Raw genomic sequence first — 22,445 nt, 5'->3', positions numbered from 1 at the left:
ACACCAAAGGAGGGACAGCGATCATGGGCTACGGCGCGCTTTACGAAGGCTGGAGGACCGACCCGGAAGGCTTCTGGATGCAGGCGGCCGAGGCCATCGACTGGGTGAAGAAGCCCACGAAGGCGCTGTTCGACGAGAACGCCCCGACCTATGAATGGTTCGTGGATGGCATGGTCAACACCTGCTGGAACGCGGTGGACCGCCATGTCGAGGCCGGACGCGGCGATCAGGTCGCGATCATCTATGACAGCCCGGTGACCGGCACCCGGAAATCCATCTCTTACGTCATGCTGCGCAACCGCGTCGCCCAACTGGCAGGCGCCCTGCGCGCCAAGGGCGTGGAAAAGGGCGACAGGGTCATCATCTACATGCCGATGATTCCCGAGGCGCTGGAGGCGATGCTGGCCTGTTCCCGCCTGGGCGCGATCCATTCGGTGGTCTTTGGCGGCTTTGCCGCGAACGAGCTGGCGGTGCGGATCGACGACGCGAAGCCGAAATGCATCATCGCGGCAAGCTGCGGGATCGAACCGGGCCGGATCGTGCATTACAAGCCGCTGCTGGACGGTGCGCTGGATCTGTCGACCCACCAGCCCGATTTCTGCGTGATCTTTCAGCGCGAACAGGAAGTGGCGCTGCTGAAAGAGGGGCGCGACGTCAACTGGCACGGGTTCCAGTATGGTGTGCAGCCCGCCGAATGCGTGCCGGTCGAGGGCAACCACCCGGCCTATATCCTTTACACCTCGGGCACCACGGGCCAGCCCAAGGGCGTCGTGCGGCCGACCGCCGGGCATCTGGTGGCGCTGAACTGGACGATGAAGAACATCTACAATGTCGAGCCGGGCGAGGTGTTCTGGGCGGCATCCGATGTGGGCTGGGTCGTGGGCCACAGCTATATCTGCTATGCGCCGCTGATCCACGGCAATACCACCGTCGTCTTCGAGGGCAAGCCCATCGGCACGCCGGATGCGGGCACGTTCTGGCGGGTGATCTCGGAACACAAGGTCAAGAGTTTCTTCACCGCGCCGACCGCGTTCCGCGCGATCAAGCGGGCCGATCCGAATGGCGAATTCGTCAACAAGTATGACCTGACCGGGCTGCGTGCGCTGTTCCTTGCGGGCGAGCGGGCCGATCCCGACACGATCAAATGGGCGCAGCGCATGCTGGGCGTGCCGGTGATCGACCATTGGTGGCAGACCGAAACCGGCTGGGCCATCGCGGCAAACCCGCTGGGCATCGAGAAGCTTCCGGTCAAGATCGGCAGCCCTTCGGTCGCGATGCCGGGCTTCGACGTGCATGTGCTGGACGAGGGCGGGCACGAGGTCGCGCCGGGCACGCTGGGCGCCATCGCCATCAAGCTGCCGCTGCCGCCCGGAACGCTGCCGACGCTGTGGAACGCGCCCGAGCGGTTCCACAAATCCTATCTGAGCCATTTCCCCGGCTATTACGAAACCGGCGATGCGGGCTACAAGGACGAGGACGGCTATCTCTACATCATGGCGCGCACCGATGACGTGATCAACGTGGCGGGCCACCGGCTGTCCACCGGCGCGATGGAGGAGGTTCTGGCCAGCCATCCCGATGTCGCGGAATGTGCCGTGATCGGCGTCGCGGACGAGTTGAAGGGGCAATTGCCGCTGGGTTTCCTGTGCCTGACCTCGGGTGTCACCCGCGACCATGGCGAGATCGTCCGCGAATGCGTCAAGCTGGTGCGCGACCAGATCGGCCCGGTCGCGGCCTTCAAGCTGGCCGTGGTGGTGGACCGTCTGCCCAAGACCCGCTCGGGCAAGATCCTGCGCGGGACGATGTGCAAGATCGCCGACGGGGAAGAGTTCAAGATGCCCGCCACCATCGACGATCCCGCGATTCTGGACGAGATCGCGCAGGCGCTGCGCGCGCTGGGCTATCCCCAGGCGGCCTGACCCGACCTGCGCCCCCGTGCCACGGGACGACCCGGCGGCACGGGGCCAGGGCAGGGCGCGACCTGACTTATTATACAGGTTGGCCTGCTGCATACGGGCGACTAGACTAATTTGATGCAACCTTTACGAGTGCCGCCATGGTTGGTCCACCGGTTTCGGACGTAGTGGCTGCGGTGATCGACATGCCGGAGGTACGACAGCCCGGAACCGGACTGCGGGGAGAGGGTGACGCGCAATCCCCGCGCAACCGGGCCGCCATGCTGGGCCACGACATGCGCGCCGCGATAGCGGATATCCTCGGCGGGCTCGCGCTTGCCGATCTCTCCCGGCTTGACCCCGATTCCCAGCTTCAGCTTCAGCGGGTCCAGAGTTCGGCCGAGCAGCTTGTGCGGCTCACCGACGAAACCCTTGCGCTGGTGACCGGCGATGACGCGCCCCGTGCCGATGCGCCGCTGCCCACCAGCCTTGGCCCCTTTCTCGATCGGATCGGGGCCCGCTGGCGGGCCCATGCCGGGCAGCGCGGGCTTGGCTTCCGGCTGGAGCGGGCCGACGACCTGCCCGCCGAGATCGGCACCGATCCCGCGGCGCTCGAACGCATCCTGTCGAACATGATCGGCAATGCGGTGAAATACAGCCCCGCCGGAGAGGTGCGTCTGCGCGTCCATCTGGGCCCGCAAGAGGCGCTGTGCCTGCGCGTGCGCGATACCGGCCCCGGCTTTTCCGACGCGGCGCTGGCGCGGCTGTTCGACTATGCCGGTCGGCCCGAGGACAGCGGCCAGCCCGGGACGGGGCTGGGGCTGCATATCGTGCGCGAGCTTGCGCAACGCATCCGCGCCCAGATCCAGGTTGCGAACGGTGCCGAGGGCGGGGCCGAAGTTTCGCTGATCCTGCCGCGCCGGTCCTGGGCGCCCGGCGTCGAGGCGCCTGCCGCGATGGCGGAACTGCCCGACCTGACCGGCTGCACCGTTCTGGTGGCCGAGGACAACCCGACCAACCGGCTTCTGGTGCAGCAGATGCTGGAAACGCTTGGTGCCGAGGTGACGCTGGTCGAGGATGGCGAGGAAGCGGCCGAGGCGCTGGCCGCGCGCCGCTTCGATCTGGTGCTGGTCGATATCGAGATGCCGCGGCTGTCGGGGATCGACGTGATCCGCCGCTTGCGTGCGGCCGAGGCCGAGGCCGGGGAACCTGCCTCGCCTGTGCTGGCGATCACCGCCTTCGTGCTGTCGGCCAACCGCGACCAGATCTATTCCGCGGGCGCCGACGGGATCCTTGCCAAGCCGATCATGAGCCTTGACGCCTTTGGCGAGGCGATTGCCCGGGTGCTGAGCAAGCGCCCCGCTTTCCGCGCCGCCCCATGGGTGGGGGCGCCGTTCGACCGCGTGCATCTGGACCGGCTGCTCGCCCTGGCCGGACCCGAGGACGGGCGCGAATTGCTGGGCCGCATGCGCGAGGATCTCGGCACCGTTCTCAGCGGGATCGGCGAGGGCAGCGCGCGCGACGACATGGCGCTGATCCGGGCCCGGACCCATGTGCTGATCTCGCTGGCGGGCGCGGTGGGCAATACCGCGCTCCAGTCCGATGCCGAGGCGCTGAACACCGCCGCCCGGATCGGGCAGCGGACGGCGGTTGCGGGCCTTGTGCCCGGGGTGATGCACCGGATCGAGATGCTGCGCGCCGCGCTTGGCGGCGAGCTTGAGACCCGTTTCGCGGTTGAGGCCGCAGGATGACCGCGCTTCCGCTTCTGCTGATCGAGGACACGCCATCGCTTCAGATGGTCTACGAATCGGTGCTGCGCGGGGCCGGGCACAAGGTCGTGTCGGCATCCACCGCTGCCGAGGGGCTTGACCGGTTCCGCGCATTGCGCCCGGCGGTGGTGCTGCTCGATCTGATGCTGCCCGACCGCCCCGGCCAGGCGGTGCTTCAGGAAATCCTGTCGATTGCGCCCGATACCCGCGTGATCGTCATCACCGCCAACGGCTCGATCAACCGGGCGGTCGAGGCGATGCGCGCAGGGGCCTATGAATTCCTGCTCAAGCCCTTCAACGAACAGCGGTTTCTGCATGCGGTCGAGACCGCGCTGGCCGAGCGGCCGGGCAATGGCGCCGCCCGCCCATCGCCCCCCCGTCCGGGCGCTGTCCCCCGCGAGGATTTCGTCGGAAGCTCGCCGCAGATGCAGGCGGTCTATGCCCGCATCGCTTCGGTCGCGCGGTCGATGGCGACGGTCTTCATCACCGGTGAAAGCGGCACCGGCAAGGAAATCTGCGCCCAGGCGGTGCATGCCGCCTCGTCCCGCGCAAATGGCCCCTTCGTGCCGCTGAACTGCGCCGCAATCCCGCGCGATCTTCTGGAATCCGAGGTGTTCGGCCATGCCAAGGGCGCCTTTACCGGGGCCCTGGCGGACAAGCCCGGCGCGGCCGCGGTGGCCGATGGCGGCACGCTGTTTCTCGACGAGATCTGCGAGATGGATGCGGCGCTGCAAACCAAGCTGCTGCGCTTCCTTCAGACCTCGACGATCCAGCCGATCGGTGCGCCGCATCCGCGCAAGGTCAATGTGCGCATCGTCTGCGCCACCAACCGCGATCCGATGGACGAGGTACGCCGCGGCCGGTTCCGCGAAGACCTGTACTACCGGCTGCATGTGGTCCCGATCCACCTGCCGCCCCTGCGCGACCGGGGCGAGGACGTGATCGAGATCGCCGAGTCGGCGCTGGTGCGTCTGGCGGCCGAGGAAGGGCGCCGCTTCACCGGCCTGTCGCCCGAGGTTGCGGACCTGTTCCGCCGACTGTCCTGGCCCGGCAATGTGCGCCAGTTGCTGAACGTGCTGCGCCATGCCGTGGTGCTGCATGACGGACCCGATGTCACGCTCGACATGCTGCCCGCCGCGCTGCAACAGGAGCGTGACATGATCCAGAAAGGATCTGCCGGGCCGGGGGACGAAGTGTTCCGCGGTGACGCCCGGCACTGCGCGCTTGGCGATCTGATCGGGCGCACGCTGGCCGAGATCGAGCAGATGGTGATCGAGGAGACCATCGCGCGCGAGGGCGGTTCGCTGCCACGGGCGGCGCGGGTGCTGGATGTCTCGCCCTCGACGCTTTACCGCAAGCGCGAGTCCTGGGGGCGCAAGGACGGATCGGCCGACAGCCAGGAGCCTTGAGCCGGACGAGGGGCAGATGCCCTGGTTGGCGCGTGCACGGCCCTAAAGGAACTGTTCGCGGATCAGCCGTTCTTCAAGCCCGTGGCCGGGATCGAACAGGATGCGATGCGCGATCGCGGGTTCCGAGGCGACCTCGACCGCCGTCACCACGCCCGCGCCGCGGCTGTCGCCCTCGGCCATCACCGGGCGCTTGTGCGGCTCCAGCACCTCGATGCGCACCCTTGCGGTCCGCGGCAGCAGCGCGCCGCGCCAGCGCCGCGGCCGGAACGGTGCGACCGCCGTCAGCGCCAGCACGTCCGAGCCGATCGGCAGGATCGGGCCATGGGCGGAATAGTTGTAGGCGGTCGATCCCGCGGGGGTCGCCACCAGCGCCCCGTCGCAGACCAGTTCATCGAGCCTGAGCTTGCCATCGACCACGATCCGCAGCTTGGCCGCCTGCGGACCTGCGCGCAGCAGGCTGACCTCGTTGATCGCCAGCGCCTCGACCACGCTGCCATCGGGCCGGGTCGCCTGCATCCTGAGCGGATGGATGATCTCCTGCTCAGCGGCGGCCAGCCGCGCGATCAGGCCCTTTTCGCGGTACTCGTTCATCAGAAAGCCGATGGTCCCGCAATTCATGCCATAGACCGGCGCGGGCAGATCCTGCGTGGCGTGCAACGTCTGCAACATGAACCCGTCGCCGCCCAGCGCCACGATCACCTCGGCCTGGTCGGCGGGCACCTGGCCATAGCGCGCCACCAGCGCCTCAAGCGCGCCCTCGGCACGGGCCGTCTCGCTGGCCAGAAAGGCGATTTTCGGTGCTGGCGCCATGTCCTGACCGCCCCCTTCCGGCCCTTGGGACCAGTGATTGCCCAGTGCGGCGCGAATGACAAGACCGACGAAAGGACCAGCCCCGCGGCGCCAATTCCGGCTTTCTTGGCGGCGCAGCTTCCGCTAGAACCGCGGCCACGCCGCCACCGGCCGCCAGAGGGAGACGCCAGGATGAACGCACCGCATCAGGACAACGGCTTTTTCACCGAGACGCTTGCCAGCCGCGACCCCGAGATCGCCCATGCCATCGGGCTTGAGCTTGGCCGCCAGCGCGACGAGATCGAACTGATCGCGTCGGAAAACATCGTCAGCCGCGCCGTGCTCGAGGCGCAGGGCTCGGTGATGACCAACAAATATGCCGAAGGTTATCCGGGGCGGCGCTATTATGGCGGCTGTCAGTTCGTCGACATCGCCGAAAGCCTGGCGATCGAACGGGCCTGCAAGCTGTTCGATGTGGCCTATGCGAACGTCCAGCCCAATTCCGGCAGCCAGGCCAATCAGGGCGTGTTCACCGCGCTTCTGAAACCCGGCGATACCATCCTGGGGATGAGCCTCGATGCGGGCGGGCACCTGACCCATGGCGCGGCGCCCAACCAGTCGGGCAAGTGGTTCAACGCGGTGCAATACGGCGTGCGCGAAAGCGACCTCATGCCCGATTACGACCAGATCGAGCGTCTGGCGAAAGAGCACAAGCCGCAGATGATCATCGCCGGCGGCTCGGCGATCCCGCGTATCCTGGATTTCGCCCGCTTCCGCGAGATCGCCGACATGGTGGGGGCGTATCTGATGGTCGACATGGCCCATTTCGCGGGGCTGGTGGCGGCGGGTCTTTATCCCTCGCCCTTCCCGCATGCCCATGTCGCCACGACCACCACGCACAAGACCCTGCGCGGCCCGCGCGGTGGCATGATCCTGACCAATGACGAGGCGCTGTCGAAGAAGTTCAACTCGGCCATCTTCCCGGGCATCCAGGGCGGGCCGCTGATGCATGTGATCGCGGGCAAGGCCGTCGCCTTCGGCGAGGCGCTGCAACCCGGCTTCAAGGTCTACCAGGAACAGGTCATCCGGAACGCCAAGGCGATGGGGGCCGCGCTGATGGAAGGCGGGCTTGACCTAGTGACGGGGGGCACCGACAGCCATGTGCTGCTGGTCGATCTGCGGCCCAAGGGGGTGAAGGGCAACGCCACCGAAAAGGCGCTGGGCCGCGCGCATATCACCTGCAACAAGAACGGCATCCCGTTCGACACCGAGAAACCCACCATCACCAGCGGCATCCGCCTGGGCAGCCCGGCCGGGACCACGCGCGGCTTCGGCGAGACCGAATTCACCCAGATCGGCCGCTGGATTACCGAAGTGGTGGACGGGCTGGCCGCCAATGGCGAAGACGGCAATTCCGCGGCCGAGGACAAGGTCAAGGCCGAAGTCGCCGCGCTTTGCGCGCGCTTCCCGCTCTATCCCGGGCTCTGAGCCCGGGTCCGGGCCCCGGCCCCGGCGGGTCGACCAGAGCGGTTGAACATCGCGAACCGATGCGGTCAGACGGGCGGCCCGTCTGACCGCAACCCCCTGACCGGACATCCCGGGCGCGCAGCAGCCGGTCTGTCCCCGTGTGCTGTGTCGCTCGCCATCCTGGGGCCACTGACGGCCGGAATGGCGCCCGCACGCGGCATCGCGATCTGCCAGATCGGGTGATGCCGGTCGTCCCCGACAAGCGGCATCCATGGTCGAGGTCAGCACGATTGGCACCGATCCGGCGAATCGGTCAGGCAGGAAGGTAACCGACCGGCCGCTGCCTGTACCCTCCTTGCAGCCCCGCTCAGGGACGCCTTACCGGTCGCATGCCGCTCGGCCACCGGCCGCCGGGGTCATTCGACGGTCACCGACTTTGCCAGGTTGCGGGGCTGGTCGACGTCGGTGCCCTTGGCGACGGCGGTATGATAGGCCAGCATCTGGGCGGGCAGAGCGTAAAGGATCGGGGCGAACAGTTCGGGCACTTCGGGCATCACGAGGCATTGCCAGACCCCGTCGCCCGCTTCGGCGGCGCCGCGGGTGTCGGTGACCAGCAGCACCTTGCCGCTGCGGGCCATGACCTCGTGCATGTTCGACACGGTCTTGTCGAACAGCCGGTCATGCGGCGCCATCACGATCACCGGGACGGTGGCATCCACCAGCGCGATGGGGCCGTGCTTCAACTCGCCCGAGGCATAGCCTTCGGCGTGGATATAGCTGATTTCCTTGAGTTTCAGCGCGCCTTCCAGGGCCAGGGGATACATCGCGCCGCGGCCCAGGAACAGCACGTCGGTCGCCTCGGACAATTGCCGGGCAATCGCCTCGATGCGCGGTTCGGTGGCCAGCGCGGCGTTCAACCGGCCGGGCATCGAGCGCAGATCCTCGATATGGCGGGCCAGCGTCGGCGCATCCAGCGTGCCGCGCTGCCGCGCCGCCTCGAGCGCGATCAGCGCCAGAACGACCAACTGGCAGGTAAACGCCTTGGTCGAGGCCACGCCGATCTCGGCGCCGGCAAGGATCGGCAGCGCCAGGTCGCTTTCCCGCGCGATCGAGCTTTCGGGGACGTTGACCACCGACACGATCCGCTGCGCCTTGCCCTCGCAAAAGCGCAGCGCGGCCAGCGTGTCGGCCGTCTCGCCCGACTGGCTGACGAAGATGGCCAGCGTGCCCTCGGGGATCGGCGGTTCGCGATAGCGGAATTCCGACGCGATATCGACATCGACGGGCAGGCCCGCCAGTTGCTCGATCCAGTATTTCGCCGTCAGGCAGGCCAGATAGGCGGTGCCGCAGGCAACCATGGTCAGGCGCGAGACGCGGGAAAAGTCGATGCCGCCGCCGGGCAGCGTGATCTGGCCGCCTTCGCCGATGTAATGGCGCAGCGCATCGCCCATGACGCTGGGCTGTTCGGCGATTTCCTTGGCCATGAAATGCTTGTAGCCGGCCTTTTCCACCCGGGTCGCGTCGATCTCGATGGTGCGGATCTCGCGGTTCACCGGGCGGCCCTGCTCGTCGAGGAAGGTGGCGCCTGCGCGGGTGACGATGGCGCGGTCGCCCTCTTCGAGATAGGTGATGCGATGGGTGAGCGGCGCCAGCGCGATGGCATCCGAGCCCACGAACATCTCTCCCTCGCCATGGCCCACGGCCAGCGGGCTGCCCTTGCGGGCCGCGATCATCAGATCGTCCTCGCCCTCGAACAGGAACAATAGCGCGAACGCCCCTTCCAGCCGTTCCAGCGTGCGTTCGGCTGCCTCGCGCGGGGCAAGCCCCTGATCGAGGAAGACCTGCGCCAGATGCGCGACCGTCTCGGTATCGGTGTCGCTTTCGAAGCCAGCGCCCTGCGCCACCAGTTCCTCGCGCAGCGTGCGGAAATTCTCGATGATGCCGTTATGAACGACCGCGACCTTGCGCGCCCGGTGGGGATGGGCATTGGCGACACTGGGTGCGCCATGGGTGGCCCAGCGGGTATGGCCGATGCCCGACTTGCCCGCGAGCGGATCATGCACCAGCAGATCCGACAGGTTCACCAGCTTGCCCACCGCGCGGCGGCGATCCAGCTTGCCCGCATTGACCGTGGCAATGCCCGCGCTGTCATAGCCGCGATATTCCAGACGCTTCAGCGCCTCGACCAGAATGGGCGCGACCTCGTGATCGCCCAGAACGCCGACAATTCCGCACATGATTTCAATTCCCTTTGCGCCGGGCCTTTTCGGCCTGCAATCTTTCAAAAAGTTTCGCCGCCAGTCCCGGCTTGTTGTCCTGCCGCGCCCGGCCCAGCGCCAATGCGCCATCCGGCACGTCCGAGGTGATGACCGACCCGCCGGCGGTCATCGCGCCTTCGCCGATGCGGACCGGGGCCACCAGCATCGTGTCCGAGCCGATGAAGGCGCGCGCGCCGATCTCGGTATGGTGCTTGAAGACGCCATCGTAATTGCAGGTGACGGTGCCCGCGCCGATATTGGCCTCGGCGCCGACGGTTGCATCGCCGATGTAACTCAGGTGGTTGATCTTGGCGCCCTCGGCCACCAGCGCGTTCTTGACCTCGACGAAATTGCCCACGCGCACGTCTTCGGACAGTTCCGCGCCGGGGCGCAGCCGGGCAAAGGGGCCGATGACCGCGCCGCGGCTGACATGGGCGCCTTCGAGATGGCAGAAGGCGCGGATATGGGCGCCGGATTCGACGGTGACGCCGGGGCCGAAGATCACGTTGGGCTCGATCAGCGCATCGCGGCCGATCACGGTGTCATGGGCAAAGAACACGGTTTCCGGCGCGATCAGCGTGACGCCGTTTTCCAGTGCCTCGGCGCGGGCGCGGGCCTGGAATGCGGCTTCGGCCCGGGCCAGATCGGCGCGGGAATTGACGCCCAGCGTCTCGGCCTCGTCACAGACCACGACGCCCGCCGAAAGGCCCCGCGCGCGGGCCAGCCCGACGATGTCGGTCAGGTAGTATTCGTCCGCGGCATTGTCGTTGCCGACCGCGTCGATCAACTGGAACAACAGCGCGCAATCGGCTGCGATCACGCCGGAATTGCAAAGCCCGATGGCCCGTTCGTCCGGCGTTGCGTCCTTGAATTCCACGATCCGGTCCAGCGCGCCGCCCGCCATCACCAGCCGGCCGTAACGGCCCGGATCGGCCGGTTCGAAGCCCAGCACGACCACCGCATGGCGCGCGCGCGCCTCGGCCATCGCCGCAAGCGTTTCGGGCCGGATGAAGGGGGTATCGCCGTAAAGCACGATGGCATCGCCCGTGAACCCGTCCAGCGCCGCGCGCGCCTGCGCCACCGCATGCGCGGTGCCCAGTTGTTCCTGCTGCACCACGACCGCAGCATCGGGGGCGATCTCCAGCACCGCTGCCCGCACCGCGTCGGCGCCATGGCCCGCGACGATCACCGTACGCTCGGGCGCCAGTGCCGCGCCGGCCGCCATGGCATGCGCGATCAGGGGCGCGCCCGCGATCTCGTGCAGCACCTTGGGTCGGTCGGACTGCATCCGGGTGCCCTGGCCCGCGGCCAGGATGATCAGGGCTGTTGGCATGGGGCCTGTGCTCTTTCCTTTTGGTCGCATCCCTTTTATCGCGGTTCGGCGGGCGCGCAACCGTCGCCCGGATCACTTGGCGTTTCGCTCTGTTTCAGGGAGCGCAACGGGCAGCGGGGGGCATATGCGCACGGTCATCTTCGATCTCGACGGCACGCTGGCCGATACCAGCCGCGACCTGATCGACGCGGCGAATGCCTGTTTCGAGGATGTGGGTCTGGGCCTGCCGCTTGACCCCGTGCAGGACGCCACGACTGCCTTTCTGGGCGGACGGGCGATGCTGCGGCTGGCGTTCCAGCGGCTGGGCGTGGCCGGGCCGGAGGCCGAGATCGAGGCGCAGTTTCCCGTCTTCTTGGCCCATTACGCGCAGAACCTTGACCGGCATACCCGGATGTATCCCGGTGCTGTCGAGGCGGTCGAGCAGTTGCGCGGCGCGGGCTATCGGGTTGGCATCTGCACCAACAAGCCCGAGGCGCTGGCCGAGGATCTGCTGGCGCGGCTGGGCGTGCGGGATCTGTTCGGCTCGCTGGTGGGCGCCGACACGCTGCCCGTGCGCAAGCCCGATCCCGCGCCCTATCGCGCCGCGGTCGAGCGGGCGGGCGGCGCGGTGCCGCGCTCGATCCTGATCGGCGACAGCGCGACCGACCGCAACACCGCGCGCGCCGCCGGTGTGCCCTGCGTGCTTGTCACCTTTGGCCCGGCCGCGGCCGAGATGCCCGCGCTGGACCCCGAGGCGCTGATGGCCGATTACGCAGAACTTTTCGATCTTGCCGGGCGGCTGATCCCGCAGGCAGTGCCATGACCGACCGGTTCACCGGCAGCTTCACCCAGCAGGAGCCGATCCCCGACGAGGCGATCACGGCGGCCGTGGCGGTGCTGCGGCACGGGCGGCTGCACCGCTACAACCTCGCCCCCGGCGAGACGGGCGAGGTGGCTGCACTGGAACAGGACTTCGCGGCCTTCACCGGCGCGCGCTATTGCCTCGCGGTTGCCTCGGGCGGCTATGCGCTGGCCTGTGCGCTGCGGGCCTTGCAGGTCGAGCCGGGCGAGGTGGTGCTGACCAATGCCTTCACGCTTGCCCCGGTGCCGGGCGCGATTGCCAGCCTTGGCGCAAGGCCGGTCTTCGTCGAGACGATCGAGGCGCTGACCATCGACCTGGCCCATCTGGAACAGCGGATCGACGAGACCGACGCGCGGGTGCTGATGCTGTCCCACATGCGCGGGCATATTGGCGACATGGACGAATTGATGGCGCTTTGCGATGGCGCCGGGGTCGCGGTGATCGAGGATTGCGCGCATACGATGGGCGCCGACTGGGCGGGCGTGCCATCGGGGCGGCATGGGGTGATCGGCTGCTATTCGACCCAGACCTACAAGCACATCAACTCGGGCGAGGGCGGGTTGCTTGTCACCGACGATGCCGGGCTTGCCGCCCGCGCGGTGCTGTTGTCGGGCAGCTACATGCATTTCGACCGCCACCGCGCCGCTCCGCCCCCCGAGGCGTTCACCGGGCTTGCGGGTGAGGTGCCGAATGTTTCGGGCCGGATGGACAACCTGCGCGCCGCGATCCTGCGCCCGCAACTGGCCCGCCTGCCCGAGCGGGTGGCCCGCTGGAACGCGCTTTATCGGGTGATCGAGGACGGGCTTGCGGGCGTGCCGGGGCTTGCGCTGATCCCGCGCCCGCCGCGGGAGGGGTTCGTCGGATCGTCCTTCCAGTTCCGCCTGCCCGGCTGGCCCGCGCCCCGGATCGAGGCGTTTCTTGCGCGCTGTGCGGCCCGTGGCGTTGAATTGAAATGGTTCGGCGCGGACCGGCCGCATGGCTTCACCTCACGCTACGACCAGTGGGACTGGGCCGCGCCCGAACCGCTGCCGCAGACCGACCTTGTGCTGGCGGGGCTGATCGACATGCGCCTGCCGCTGACCTTTTCGCAGGCCGATTGCGCCCTGATCGCCCGCATCATCCGCGCCGAGGCGCTTGCGGGCTGAACTGTCCGCGAGGCCCGGGGCAGGGCACTGGACCTTGTGGCCCGCATGCGGCATATGTGCTTTCAGCACCACGCGGAGGATCCCATGGGCGTGATCGACAACCTTCTGAAATACGTGACCTGGTGGAACGCCGAAACGCTTGGCACGCGCCTGTTCACGGCCCGCCACGGCCAGAAGGTCGGCGAGGATGCGCAGGGCAATGTCTTTTACCAGTCCAGGGACGGCACGCGGCGCTGGGTGATCTATAATGGCGAGGTCGAGGCCAGCCGCATCGCGCCGGACTGGCATGGCTGGCTGCACCACACCTTTGCCGAGCCCCCGACCGAGCGGCCGCTGCCGCGCAAGATCTGGGAAAAGCCGCATCAGGAAAACCTGACCGGCACGCCCCTGGCCTATGCGCCGCCGGGCTCGATCCGCCGGGCCGAGCCTGCGCCGCGGCGCGATTACGAGGCGTGGCAACCCGAATAGCGCCATGGCCGAGAATACAGCGACAGAGGTGATCACAGGCGGCGCGGTTCTGGCGCTGGCGGTCGGATTCTTCCTTTATGCCACCCAGTCCACCGGCATCGGCGGCGGCGCCGCGGGAAGCTACGAGCTGACGGCCAGTTTCCGTTCGGTCGAGGGGGTCAATGTCGGCACCGATGTCCGGCTGGCGGGCGTCAAGGTGGGCACGGTGACCGCGCTTGACCTGAATCCCCAGACCTTTCGCGCAGATGCCCGCTTCACGATGAAGAAGGGGATCGAACTGCCCGATGACAGCGCCGTTCTGGTCTCGACCGAGGGGCTTCTGGGCGGCACCTTTGTCGAGATCATCCCCGGCGGCTCGCCCTTCAACCTTTCGCCGGGCGACGAGATGCTGGACACCCAGGGTGCGGTCAGCCTGATTTCGCTTCTGATGAAGGTCTTTACCGCCACCACGGACGAGGCGGGCCGATGACCGCCGCGCGGCTGGCCCTTGGCCTTGCGCTGCTTGCCGCGCCGCTGGCGGCCCAGCAGGAACCCACATGGGATCCCGACAGCTGGACGACCGAGGGCTGGTCGGTCGCGCCGCTCGACGACCTGCCCTCCGGCGAGAGCATGCTGAATCAGCAGTTGCAGGGCGAGCCGCTGCCGATCATCGAACAGGAAGACCCGCTGGTGATGGTGCCGGCCGCGCCCGAGCCCGACACCGCCCGCACGACCCGGACCGAGACCCAGACCGAAACCGCGCAGGCGGGCGCGGTGCTGCGTGGGCTTGACCGGGTGTCGGGCGAGGTGGTCGATCTGGAGCTTGCGCCGGGGCAGGGCGCGCGGGTGGGGCGGTTGCAGGTGATGCTGCGCGAATGCCGCTATCCGGCGGACAACCCGGCCTCGGACGCCTTTGCGCTGATCGAGATTGCCGACGAGACGGGGGTTTCGCGGCTGTTTTCCGGCTGGATGCTGGCGTCAAGCCCGGCGCTGAACCCGCTGGACCATGCCCGCTACGATGTCTGGGTTCTGCGCTGCAAGAGCGCCTGACCGGAGGCGGGCGTTATGGGGCCGGTGAAATCCGCCTCTGCGGCCAGTGCCGCCTCAAGCTGCCGCATGTAGTCCACGCGCCCGATCTCGATGGCGCCCAGGCTTTGCAGATGCGGCGTCAGGAACTGCGCGTCGAACAGCCGGAACCCGCCTGCGCGCAGCCGGTCCACCAGATAGGCCAGCGCGATCTTTGACGCATCGGTGCGGCGCGAGAACATGCTTTCGCCGAAGAACGCCGCGCCCAGCGTCACGCCATAGACGCCGCCGACCAGCGTATCGCCGTCCCAGACTTCCAGCGAATGGGCATGGCCCTGCGCGTGCAGTTCGCGGTAAAGCGCAAAGATCGTGCCGTTGATCCAGGTCTCGTCACGCGCGGCGCAGCCCGCGACGACGCCCGCGAAATCGGTGTCGATGCGGATGGCGAAGGGATCGCGGCGGATATGCCGGGCAAGGCTTTTCGAGATGTGGAACCGGTCGAGCGGAAAGATCCCCCGCCGCCGCGGCCGGACCCAGAAGATCTCGGGATCCTCGCGCGATTCCGCCATCGGGAAGATGCCCGCGGCATAGGCGTTCAGCAGAACCCCGGGCGTCAGTCTGTCGGCCGTCATACCCTCGTTCCCGGCGGGCCAAGGCGCAGGGTCCGTCAGAGTTCCGGCCCGGCCTCCAGCCAGCGTTCCAGCCAGTGGATGTTGTAGTCGCCGCGCTGGATGTCGGGCTCCAGCAGAAGCGCGCTGAACAGCGGTGCGGTGGTTTCGATCCCGTCCACGATCAGCTCGCCCAGCGCCCGGTCCAGCCGCGCCAGCGCCTCGCCACGGTCGCGGCCGTGCACGATCAGCTTGCCGATCAGGCTGTCGTAATAGGGCGGGATCGAATAGCCGTCGTAAAGTGCCGAATCCATCCGCACACCCAGCCCCCCCGGCGCGTGATAGGCGGTGATGCGGCCCGGGCAGGGGGCAAAGTTCGGCAGCCGCTCTGCATTGATCCTGACCTCGATGGCATGGCCGTTCAGCACCAGATCGTCCTGGTCGAAGGACAGGGGCCGCCCCTCGGCCACCCGGATCTGTTCGCGCACCAGATCGACGCCGAAGATCGCCTCGGTCACGGGATGTTCGACCTGAAGGCGCGTGTTCATCTCGATGAAATAGAACTCGCCGTCCTCGTACAGGAACTCGATCGTGCCCGCGCCGCGATAGTTGATCCGCGCCACCGCGTCGGCACATACCTTGCCGATGCGCGCCCGCGTCTCGGCGTCGATCACCGGGCCGGGCGCCTCTTCCAGAACCTTCTGGTGGCGGCGTTGCAGCGAGCAATCCCGCTCGCCCAGATGCACCGCGCGGCCCTGGCCGTCGCCGAAGACCTGGATCTCGATATGCCGCGGCTTCTGGAGGTATTTCTCGATATAGACCTCGTCATTGCCAAAGGCCGCCTTTGCCTCGGCGCGTGCGGTCTGAAAGGCGCGTTCCAGATCCTCCGGCCCGCGCGCAAGCTTCATGCCGCGCCCGCCACCGCCCGCGGTTGCCTTGACGATGACCGGATAGCCCATGTCGGCGGCCAGCTTGCGGGCGGTCTCGACATCGGGCACCCCGCCTTCGGAACCGGGAACGCAGGGCACGCCCAGCGCCTTCATGGTTTCCTTGGCGGTGATCTTGTCGCCCATCATGCGGATATGTTCCGCCGAGGGGCCGATGAAGGTCAGGCCGTGATCCTCGACGATCTGCACGAAGCGCGCGTTTTCCGACAGGAAGCCATAGCCCGGATGGATCGCCTGTGCCCCCGTGATCTCGCAGGCCGAGATGATCGAGGGGATCGACAGATAGCTGTCGGGGCTGGGCGGCGGGCCGATGCAGACGCTTTCATCGGCCATGCGCACATGCATCGCATCAGCATCGGCCGTCGAATGGACCGCGACCGAGCGGATGCCCATCTCGCGGCAGGCGCGGATCACGCGGAGCGCGATCTCGCCGCGGTTCGCGATCAGGATCTTGTCGAACATCGCACCCGCCTTATTCGAGGATCATCAGCGGCGCGCCATATTCCACCGGCGCGCCATCCTCGATCAGGATGCGCTTGACGGTGCCGGACCGCGGCGCGGGGATGTGGTTCATCGTCTTCATCGCCTCGATGATCAGCAGCGTCTGGCCTTCGCTGACCGTGTCGCCGACCTTGACGAAGGCATCCGAGCCCGGCTCGGGCTGAAGATAGGCGGTGCCGACCATGGGCGAGGTGACCGCACCCGGATGCTGCGCCGGATCCTCGGCCGGTGCGGCGGCGGCGGGGGCGATGGCCATGGGGGCGGCCGGCATCGCGGCCATCGCGGGCATGGCCATCGGTGCCGACAGGACCGGCGCTGGCGCCGAGCGCGACACCCGCACATCCAGCGAGTCGTCTTCGCCATATTCCCGCTTCACCTGAAGCTCGGTCAGGTCGTGTTCGCGCAACAGTTCCGCCAGCGCCTGGATGAAGGCGACATCCGCTTCGTGGGTGGTGTTGGTCATGCCTGTCCTCGATCGGTCGCGATGCGGCCCCGCCCGGGGCCGCCCGCTTCGTGAATTGCGCCGCTTATACGCGAGGGTCACCCCCATGGAAAGCGGGTGCGGCGGTTTTTGCCGATGCGCCGCGCGCGCCCCGATCTGCCCAATCGGCGGGCACAGGATGTCCGCCCCATCGTCGAAGAACCGTCTCGGCACCGTACCGGGAATTTACCGTTTGATAAAATCCAACACTGTGGCAGGCTTCGAGGCATCGGGATGGCAGCAGGGAGGGCCAGCATGGCCAACACGCCACTTACCCCCGGAATCGTATCCGGGCGCCTCGGGGCCGAGCAATACCGCGACAATTTCGCCGACAAGGCGCCGCCCCTCACCCCGCACGAGGCCGCGGTGGCGGCCGACCGCTGCTATTTCTGCCATGATGCGCCCTGCGTCACGGCCTGCCCCACCGCCATCGACATACCCCTGTTCATCCGCGAGATCGCGACCGGCGCGCCCCGGGCCGCCGCGCGCACGATCTTTGCGCAGAACATCCTGGGCGGCATGTGCGCCCGCGTCTGCCCGACCGAACAGCTTTGCGAACAATCCTGCGTGCGCGAGACGGCCGAGGGCAAGCCGGTCGCGATCGGGCGGCTGCAACGCTTTGCCACCGACACGCTGATGGCGGCGGGGGGGCATCCCTTCACGCGCGCCGCACCGACCGGCAGGCGGATCGCGGTGGTGGGGGCGGGGCCTGCGGGGCTGGCCTGCGCGCATCGGCTGGCGATGAAGGGGCATGAGGTCACGCTGTTCGACGCACGGCCCAAGCCGGGCGGGCTGAACGAATACGGCATCGCCGCCTACAAGACGGTCGGCGGCTTCGCCCAGGCCGAGGTCGACTGGCTGCTGGGCATCGGCGGGATCAGCCTGCGCAACGGCATGGCGCTGGGCCGCGACATCACGCTGGACGGGCTCAGGGCCGAACATGATGCGGTCTTTCTGGCCATCGGGCTTGCAGGCGTCAACGCGCTGCGCGCCGAGGGCGAGGACAAGGCCCATGTGCGCGACGCGGTCGATTTCATCGCCGAACTGCGCCAGGCCGAGGATCTCTCGAAGATCGCGGTTGGCCGCAACGTGGTCGTGATCGGCGGCGGCATGACGGCGGTGGATGCCGCGGTGCAGTCGAAGCTGCTGGGCGCCGAGACCGTGACCATGGTCTATCGCCGCAGCCGCGCCGCGATGGGCGCCTCCGAGGCCGAGCAGAACCTGGCCGCCTCCAAGGGTGTGCGCATCGTCACCGGCGCGGCACCCCTGCGGATTCTGGGCGAAGGCGCGGTCGAGGCGGTCGAGTTCGCCTATACGAAGGAAACCGCGTCGGGGCTGGAACTGAGCGAGGAAACCTTCCGCCTCAGGGCCGATCAGGTGTTCAAGGCCATCGGCCAGCAACTGGAAGGTGCGCCCGAGGGGTTGGCGCTGTCGGGCCGCAAGATCGCCGTCACGGGGCCGGGGCGCACCAGCCTGCCGGGCGTCTGGGCGGGCGGCGATTGCGCCGCGGGGGGCGACGATCTGACCGTGACGGCAGTCGCCGAAGGCCGCGACGCCGCCGAGGACATCCATGCAACGCTGATGGGGGAGGGCTGAGCCATGGCCGATCTCAGGAACGATTTCGTAGGCATCAAGTCCCCCAACCCGTTCTGGCTGGCCTCTGCGCCGCCGACCGACAAGGAATACAATGTCCGCCGCGCGTTCGAGGCAGGCTGGGGCGGCGTGGTGTGGAAGACGCTGGGCGAGGACGGCCCGCCCGTGGTCAACGTGAACGGCCCCCGCTATGGCGCGATCTACGGGGCCGACCGGCGGCTTCTGGGGCTGAACAATATCGAACTGATCACCGACCGCCCGCTTGAGGTGAACCTGCGCGAGATCAAGACGGTCAAGCGCGACTACCCCGACCGCGCGATGGTGGTCTCCCTGATGGTCCCCTGCGAGGAGGAGGCGTGGAAGCGCATCCTGGCCCGGGTCGAAGAAACGGGCGCGGACGGGGTCGAACTGAATTTCGGTTGCCCCCACGGCATGAGCGAGCGCGGCATGGGCTCGGCCGTCGGGCAGGTGCCCGAATATGTCGAGATGGTCACCCGCTGGTGCAAGGCGAACACGCGGATGCCGGTGATCGTCAAGCTGACGCCCAACATCACCGATATCCGCCTTGCCAGCCGCGCGGCGCACAAGGGGGGCGCGGATGCGGTCAGCCTGATCAACACCATCAACTCGATCACCTCGGTTGACCTCGACCTGATGTGCCCGGAGCCCACCATCGACGGCAAGGGCACCCATGGCGGCTATTGCGGCCCGGCGGTGAAACCCATCGCGCTGAACATGGTGGCCGAGATCGCCCGCGATCCCGAAACCCGCGGACTGCCGATTTCCGGCATCGGCGGCGTCACGACATGGAAGGACGCGGCCGAGTTCATGGCGCTGGGGGCGGGCAATGTGCAGGTCTGTACGGCGGTCATGACCTATGGCTTCCGCATCGTGCAGGAAATGATCGCGGGCATGTCGGACTGGATGGACCGCAAGGGTTTCTCAACCCTGTCGGACTTTACCGGGATGGCCGTGCCGAACGTAACGGATTGGCAATATCTGAACCTTAACTACATCACCAAGGCGGTGATCGACCAGGAGGCCTGCATCAAATGCGGACGATGCTATGCGGCCTGCGAGGATACCAGCCATCAGGCGATCGGGATGACGCCCGAGAGGCGATTCGTGGTGAAGGACGAGGAATGCGTGGCCTGCAACCTGTGCGTCGATGTCTGCCCGGTCGAGGGGTGCATCACGATGCGCCGTCTGGCGCCGGGCGAGGTCGATCCGCGCACGGGAAGGACAGTTCCCGCCGAATACGGGAACTGGACGGCGCATCCCAACAATCCGGCAGCGCGCGCCGCAGAATAGGCGCGCGCCCCTGCGGTGACCTGCTGCCTCAGATCTCGATGTCGAGCTGGCGTTGCGTCGGCTCGGGCATCGGGGTGCCGCTGCGCCAGAGCAGCGACGCCTCGTTCATGCGCCGCTCTGCCTCTAGCTGGAGCGGCGTCGTGTCGAAGGCTGGCGGCGGTCCGGTCGGACGGTCGGGATCCGGCGCAGGGAAGATCGGACGCGGCGGCTGCTGGCCGCGCTCGCCGGTCTCGCTGCGGGTCTGTGCGGACGCACTTCCCTGTGCCGCAGGCGCAACGACGGTTACCGACGCCAAGGCATTGGCGGTGCTCACGCCGCTGTCCTGAAAACCGACCGCCGGAATCGGGGCGATGATATTCATTGGTCCCAAGCTCCTGCTCAGGCCCCCACCACAAAACTCAATGAAACCAGCTTGCCCGTGCTGGCCCGGCATGGCGAGCGGATTCGTGCGCCATGGTTAACGCCGCTTCGGCGGTCAGGGGGTCAGAAGCCGGGTGAACAGCATCACCAGATGCCGCTCGGCCCCGTCCAGCGGATCACCGCGCTCCTCGCCCAGCACGGCGCGCACCTGGACGTCGAAATCGGCGTAATGCTGGGTCAGCGCCCAGATCGAGAAGATCAGGTGATAGGGGTCGACATCGGCGATTCGGCCTGCTGCGGACCAGCCCGCGATCACCGCCGCCTTTTCATCGACCAGCGATTTCAGCTCGCCGCCCAGCGTCGGCGCGATCCGCGGCGCGCCTTGCAGGATCTCGTTTGCGAAAAGGCGGCTTTCGCGCGGGAAATCCCGGCTCATCGCCAGCTTGCGCCGGACATAGCCCAGAAGTTCCGCCACCGGCTCGCCCGCGGGGTCCAGCGCGCGCAACGGGTCGAGCCAGGTCTTGAGAAGCCCGGCCAGAAGCGTCTCGTGGATCGCCTCCTTCGAGGGGAAGTAATAAAGCAGATTGGGCTTCGACAGCCCCGCCTCGGCGGCGATCTGGTCAAGCGTGGCGCCGCGAAAGCCATGCTGCGAAAATACCACCAGCGCGGCGTCAAGGATCGCATGGCGGTTGCGGCGTTGAATGCGGGTGCGGGGGCGTTCGGACGTCATCGGAAAGGGATTGGTCGATATCTCTTTGGGTTTGCTGACGATAATCGGTCTGATGGCGATTTGAACAGCCGAAAGACGGTTGGTCGGTGCGCTTGACTGCCCCGGGGCCTCTGCTAGCGTGTTCCTGACCGCCCGGTCAAACGTTTCGCCCGCCCCTTCGCTCGGGCGGCCCGCCCTTTGGAGATCTGTCATGGCGCTCGACCGCAATCCCGGCCCCAACGACCTTTCGGCCTTCTGGATGCCGTTCACCGCGAACCGCCAGTTCAAGAAGGCGCCGCGGATGTTCGTGGGCGCCTCGGGCATGTATTACAAGACCGCCGACGGGCGCGATGTGCTGGACGGCACCGCCGGGCTGTGGTGCTGCAATGCGGGTCATTGCCGGCCGAAGATCACCGAGGCGATCCAGAAACAGGCGGCCGAGCTTGACTATGCGCCCGCCTTCCAGATGGGCCATCCCAAGGCGTTCGAACTGGCTAGCGCGCTGCGCGACATGGCGCCCGAGGGGATGGAGCATGTCTTCTTCACCAATTCCGGCTCGGAATCGGTCGACACCGCGCTGAAGATCGCGATTGCCTATCACCGGGCGCGGGGCGAGGGGGCGCGCACGCGGCTGATCGGGCGCGAGCGCGGCTATCACGGGGTCAATTTCGGCGGCATCTCGGTCGGCGGCATCGTCAACAACCGCAAGATGTTCGGCACGCTGCTGGCGGGCGTCGACCACCTGCCGCATACCCATCTGCCCGACCAGAACAGCTTTACCCGCGGCCAGCCCGAACATGGCGCGCATCTGGCCGACGATCTGGAGCGGATCGTGGCGCTGCATGGCGCGGAAACCATCGCCGCCGTGATCGTCGAGCCGATGGCGGGGTCCACGGGCGTCCTGATGCCGCCCAGGGGCTACCTTGAACGGCTGCGCGAGATCTGCACCAAGCACGGCATCCTGTTGATCTTTGATGAGGTCATCACCGGCTTCGGCCGTCTGGGCAGCCCCTTTGCGGCCGATCATTTCGGCGTGCTGCCTGACATGATGACGGTCGCCAAGGGGCTGACCAATGGCGTGATCCCGATGGGTGCGGTGCTGACCACGCCAGCCATCCACGACGCCTTCATGCAGGGCCCCGAGCATGTGATCGAGCTGTTCCACGGCTATACCTATTCGGGCAACCCGATTGCCTCGGCCGCCGGGATCGCCACGCTTCAGACCTATCGCGAAGAAGGGCTGTTCGAGAATGCCGCGGCGCTGGCGCCCTATTGGGAGGATGCGCTGCACAGCCTCCGGGGCCTACCCCATGTGATCGACATCCGAAACATGGGCCTGATCGGTGCGGTGGAACTGGAGCCGATCGCGGGCGAGCCGACCAAGCGCGCCTTTACCGCCTTCCTGAACGCCTATGAAAAGAACCTGCTGGTACGCACGACCGGCGACATCATCGCGATAAGTCCGCCCCTGATGATCGACAAGGCGCAGATCGACGAGCTGTTCGGCAAGCTCTCCGATGTGCTCAAGACGCTGGACTGAGATGGCCCGGGGCGCA

At 67.5% G+C, this 22,445-nt stretch carries 20 protein-coding genes; 12 read left to right on the top strand and 8 right to left on the bottom strand.

Features of this window, described 5'->3' with window-relative positions; genetic code table 11:
* The first annotated feature begins 23 nt into the window (after nt 1–23).
* The 3 genes from prpE (at nt 24) to GH815_RS09780 (ending at nt 5,073) form a co-directional block, all read left to right on the top strand.
* On the top strand, nt 24–1,919 hold the full coding sequence (gene prpE / locus GH815_RS09790; protein WP_153748596.1) for a propionate-CoA ligase PrpE: 1,896 nt from the start codon (nt 24–26) through the stop codon (nt 1,917–1,919).
* A 182-nt stretch (nt 1,920–2,101) separates the two neighbouring features.
* Nucleotides 2,102–3,646: a response regulator gene (locus tag GH815_RS09785; protein ID WP_246176383.1), complete on the top strand. Its 1,545-nt coding sequence runs from the start codon at nt 2,102–2,104 to the stop codon at nt 3,644–3,646.
* A complete protein-coding gene (locus GH815_RS09780) occupies nt 3,643–5,073 on the top strand; it encodes a sigma-54-dependent transcriptional regulator (protein WP_153748594.1) in 1,431 nt (476 codons plus the stop codon). The genes GH815_RS09785 and GH815_RS09780 overlap by 4 nt, the downstream gene beginning before the upstream one ends.
* A 42-nt stretch (nt 5,074–5,115) precedes the next feature.
* On the opposite strand, the gene GH815_RS09775 is transcribed toward GH815_RS09780, so the two are convergent.
* Entirely contained in the window at nt 5,116–5,883 is a 768-nt protein-coding gene (locus tag GH815_RS09775; RefSeq protein WP_153748593.1) for an NAD kinase, read from the bottom strand.
* Between the two features lie 171 nt (nt 5,884–6,054).
* Between GH815_RS09775 and glyA the strand changes: the two genes are divergently transcribed.
* Nucleotides 6,055–7,350, top strand: a complete 1,296-nt coding sequence (glyA, locus tag GH815_RS09770) for a serine hydroxymethyltransferase (RefSeq protein ID WP_153748592.1) — start codon at nt 6,055–6,057, stop codon at nt 7,348–7,350.
* Between the two features lie 395 nt (nt 7,351–7,745).
* Here glyA and glmS read toward each other — a convergent pair whose 3' ends face one another.
* Both glmS and glmU read right to left on the bottom strand, forming a co-directional pair.
* Nucleotides 7,746–9,566, bottom strand: a complete 1,821-nt coding sequence (gene glmS / locus GH815_RS09765) for a glutamine--fructose-6-phosphate transaminase (isomerizing) (protein WP_153748591.1) — start codon at nt 9,564–9,566, stop codon at nt 7,746–7,748.
* 4 nt (nt 9,567–9,570) lie between these two features.
* The gene (glmU, locus tag GH815_RS09760; RefSeq protein WP_153748590.1) at nt 9,571–10,920 is read right to left on the bottom strand and encodes a bifunctional UDP-N-acetylglucosamine diphosphorylase/glucosamine-1-phosphate N-acetyltransferase GlmU; all 1,350 of its coding nucleotides are present in this window, start codon (nt 10,918–10,920) and stop codon (nt 9,571–9,573) included.
* Nucleotides 10,921–11,044: 124 nt separating this feature from the next.
* On the opposite strand from glmU, the gene GH815_RS09755 reads away from it, so the two are divergent.
* From GH815_RS09755 to GH815_RS09735, 5 genes are all read left to right on the top strand, one after another.
* A complete protein-coding gene (locus GH815_RS09755; RefSeq protein WP_153748589.1) occupies nt 11,045–11,722 on the top strand; it encodes an HAD-IA family hydrolase in 678 nt (225 codons plus the stop codon).
* On the top strand, nt 11,719–12,906 hold the full coding sequence (locus GH815_RS09750; RefSeq protein ID WP_153748588.1) for a DegT/DnrJ/EryC1/StrS family aminotransferase: 1,188 nt from the start codon (nt 11,719–11,721) through the stop codon (nt 12,904–12,906). The genes GH815_RS09755 and GH815_RS09750 overlap by 4 nt, the downstream gene beginning before the upstream one ends.
* Before the next feature lie 84 nt (nt 12,907–12,990).
* Entirely contained in the window at nt 12,991–13,374 is a 384-nt protein-coding gene (locus GH815_RS09745; protein WP_153748587.1) for an NADH:ubiquinone oxidoreductase subunit NDUFA12, read from the top strand.
* A 4-nt stretch (nt 13,375–13,378) separates the two neighbouring features.
* Nucleotides 13,379–13,843, top strand: coding sequence for an outer membrane lipid asymmetry maintenance protein MlaD (mlaD, locus tag GH815_RS09740; RefSeq protein WP_153748586.1), 465 nt, complete (start codon nt 13,379–13,381; stop codon nt 13,841–13,843).
* On the top strand, nt 13,840–14,403 hold the full coding sequence (locus tag GH815_RS09735; protein ID WP_153748585.1) for a DUF2155 domain-containing protein: 564 nt from the start codon (nt 13,840–13,842) through the stop codon (nt 14,401–14,403). The genes mlaD and GH815_RS09735 overlap by 4 nt, the downstream gene beginning before the upstream one ends.
* Here the strand turns inward: GH815_RS09735 and aat are convergent.
* From aat to accB, 3 genes are read right to left on the bottom strand one after another with little or no spacing between them, the layout of a single operon-like run.
* Complete coding sequence (aat, locus tag GH815_RS09730; protein ID WP_153748584.1) at nt 14,367–15,011, bottom strand: leucyl/phenylalanyl-tRNA--protein transferase; 645 nt, start codon at nt 15,009–15,011, stop codon at nt 14,367–14,369. The two genes, GH815_RS09735 and aat, sit on opposite strands and share 37 nt — an antisense overlap.
* 35 nt (nt 15,012–15,046) lie before the next feature.
* Nucleotides 15,047–16,396 (bottom strand): acetyl-CoA carboxylase biotin carboxylase subunit, encoded by a 1,350-nt coding sequence (accC, locus tag GH815_RS09725; protein WP_153748583.1) that lies wholly within the window; start codon nt 16,394–16,396, stop codon nt 15,047–15,049.
* A 10-nt stretch (nt 16,397–16,406) separates the two neighbouring features.
* Nucleotides 16,407–16,898 (bottom strand): acetyl-CoA carboxylase biotin carboxyl carrier protein, encoded by a 492-nt coding sequence (gene accB / locus GH815_RS09720; protein ID WP_153748582.1) that lies wholly within the window; start codon nt 16,896–16,898, stop codon nt 16,407–16,409.
* A gap of 273 nt (nt 16,899–17,171) precedes the next feature.
* Between accB and GH815_RS09715 the strand changes: the two genes are divergently transcribed.
* Nucleotides 17,172–18,512, top strand: coding sequence for an NAD(P)-dependent oxidoreductase (locus GH815_RS09715; RefSeq protein ID WP_153748581.1), 1,341 nt, complete (start codon nt 17,172–17,174; stop codon nt 18,510–18,512).
* Nucleotides 18,513–18,515: 3 nt separating this feature from the next.
* Nucleotides 18,516–19,820, top strand: coding sequence for an NAD-dependent dihydropyrimidine dehydrogenase subunit PreA (gene preA / locus GH815_RS09710; protein WP_153748580.1), 1,305 nt, complete (start codon nt 18,516–18,518; stop codon nt 19,818–19,820).
* A gap of 28 nt (nt 19,821–19,848) precedes the next feature.
* Here preA and GH815_RS09705 read toward each other — a convergent pair whose 3' ends face one another.
* Nucleotides 19,849–20,181 (bottom strand): hypothetical protein, encoded by a 333-nt coding sequence (locus tag GH815_RS09705; protein WP_153748579.1) that lies wholly within the window; start codon nt 20,179–20,181, stop codon nt 19,849–19,851.
* Nucleotides 20,182–20,295: 114 nt separating this feature from the next.
* Nucleotides 20,296–20,910, bottom strand: a complete 615-nt coding sequence (locus tag GH815_RS09700; RefSeq protein WP_153748578.1) for a TetR family transcriptional regulator C-terminal domain-containing protein — start codon at nt 20,908–20,910, stop codon at nt 20,296–20,298.
* A 190-nt stretch (nt 20,911–21,100) separates the two neighbouring features.
* Here GH815_RS09700 and GH815_RS09695 point away from each other — a divergent pair, with 190 nt between their 5' ends.
* Complete coding sequence (locus GH815_RS09695) at nt 21,101–22,429, top strand: aspartate aminotransferase family protein (protein WP_153748577.1); 1,329 nt, start codon at nt 21,101–21,103, stop codon at nt 22,427–22,429.
* The last annotated feature ends 16 nt before the right edge of the window (nt 22,430–22,445 follow it).

The organism is Rhodovulum strictum (genome assembly GCF_009649175.1).
GTDB lineage: Bacteria > Pseudomonadota > Alphaproteobacteria > Rhodobacterales > Rhodobacteraceae > Rhodovulum > Rhodovulum strictum.
This window is presented reverse-complemented; position numbering and strand designations above follow the sequence as displayed.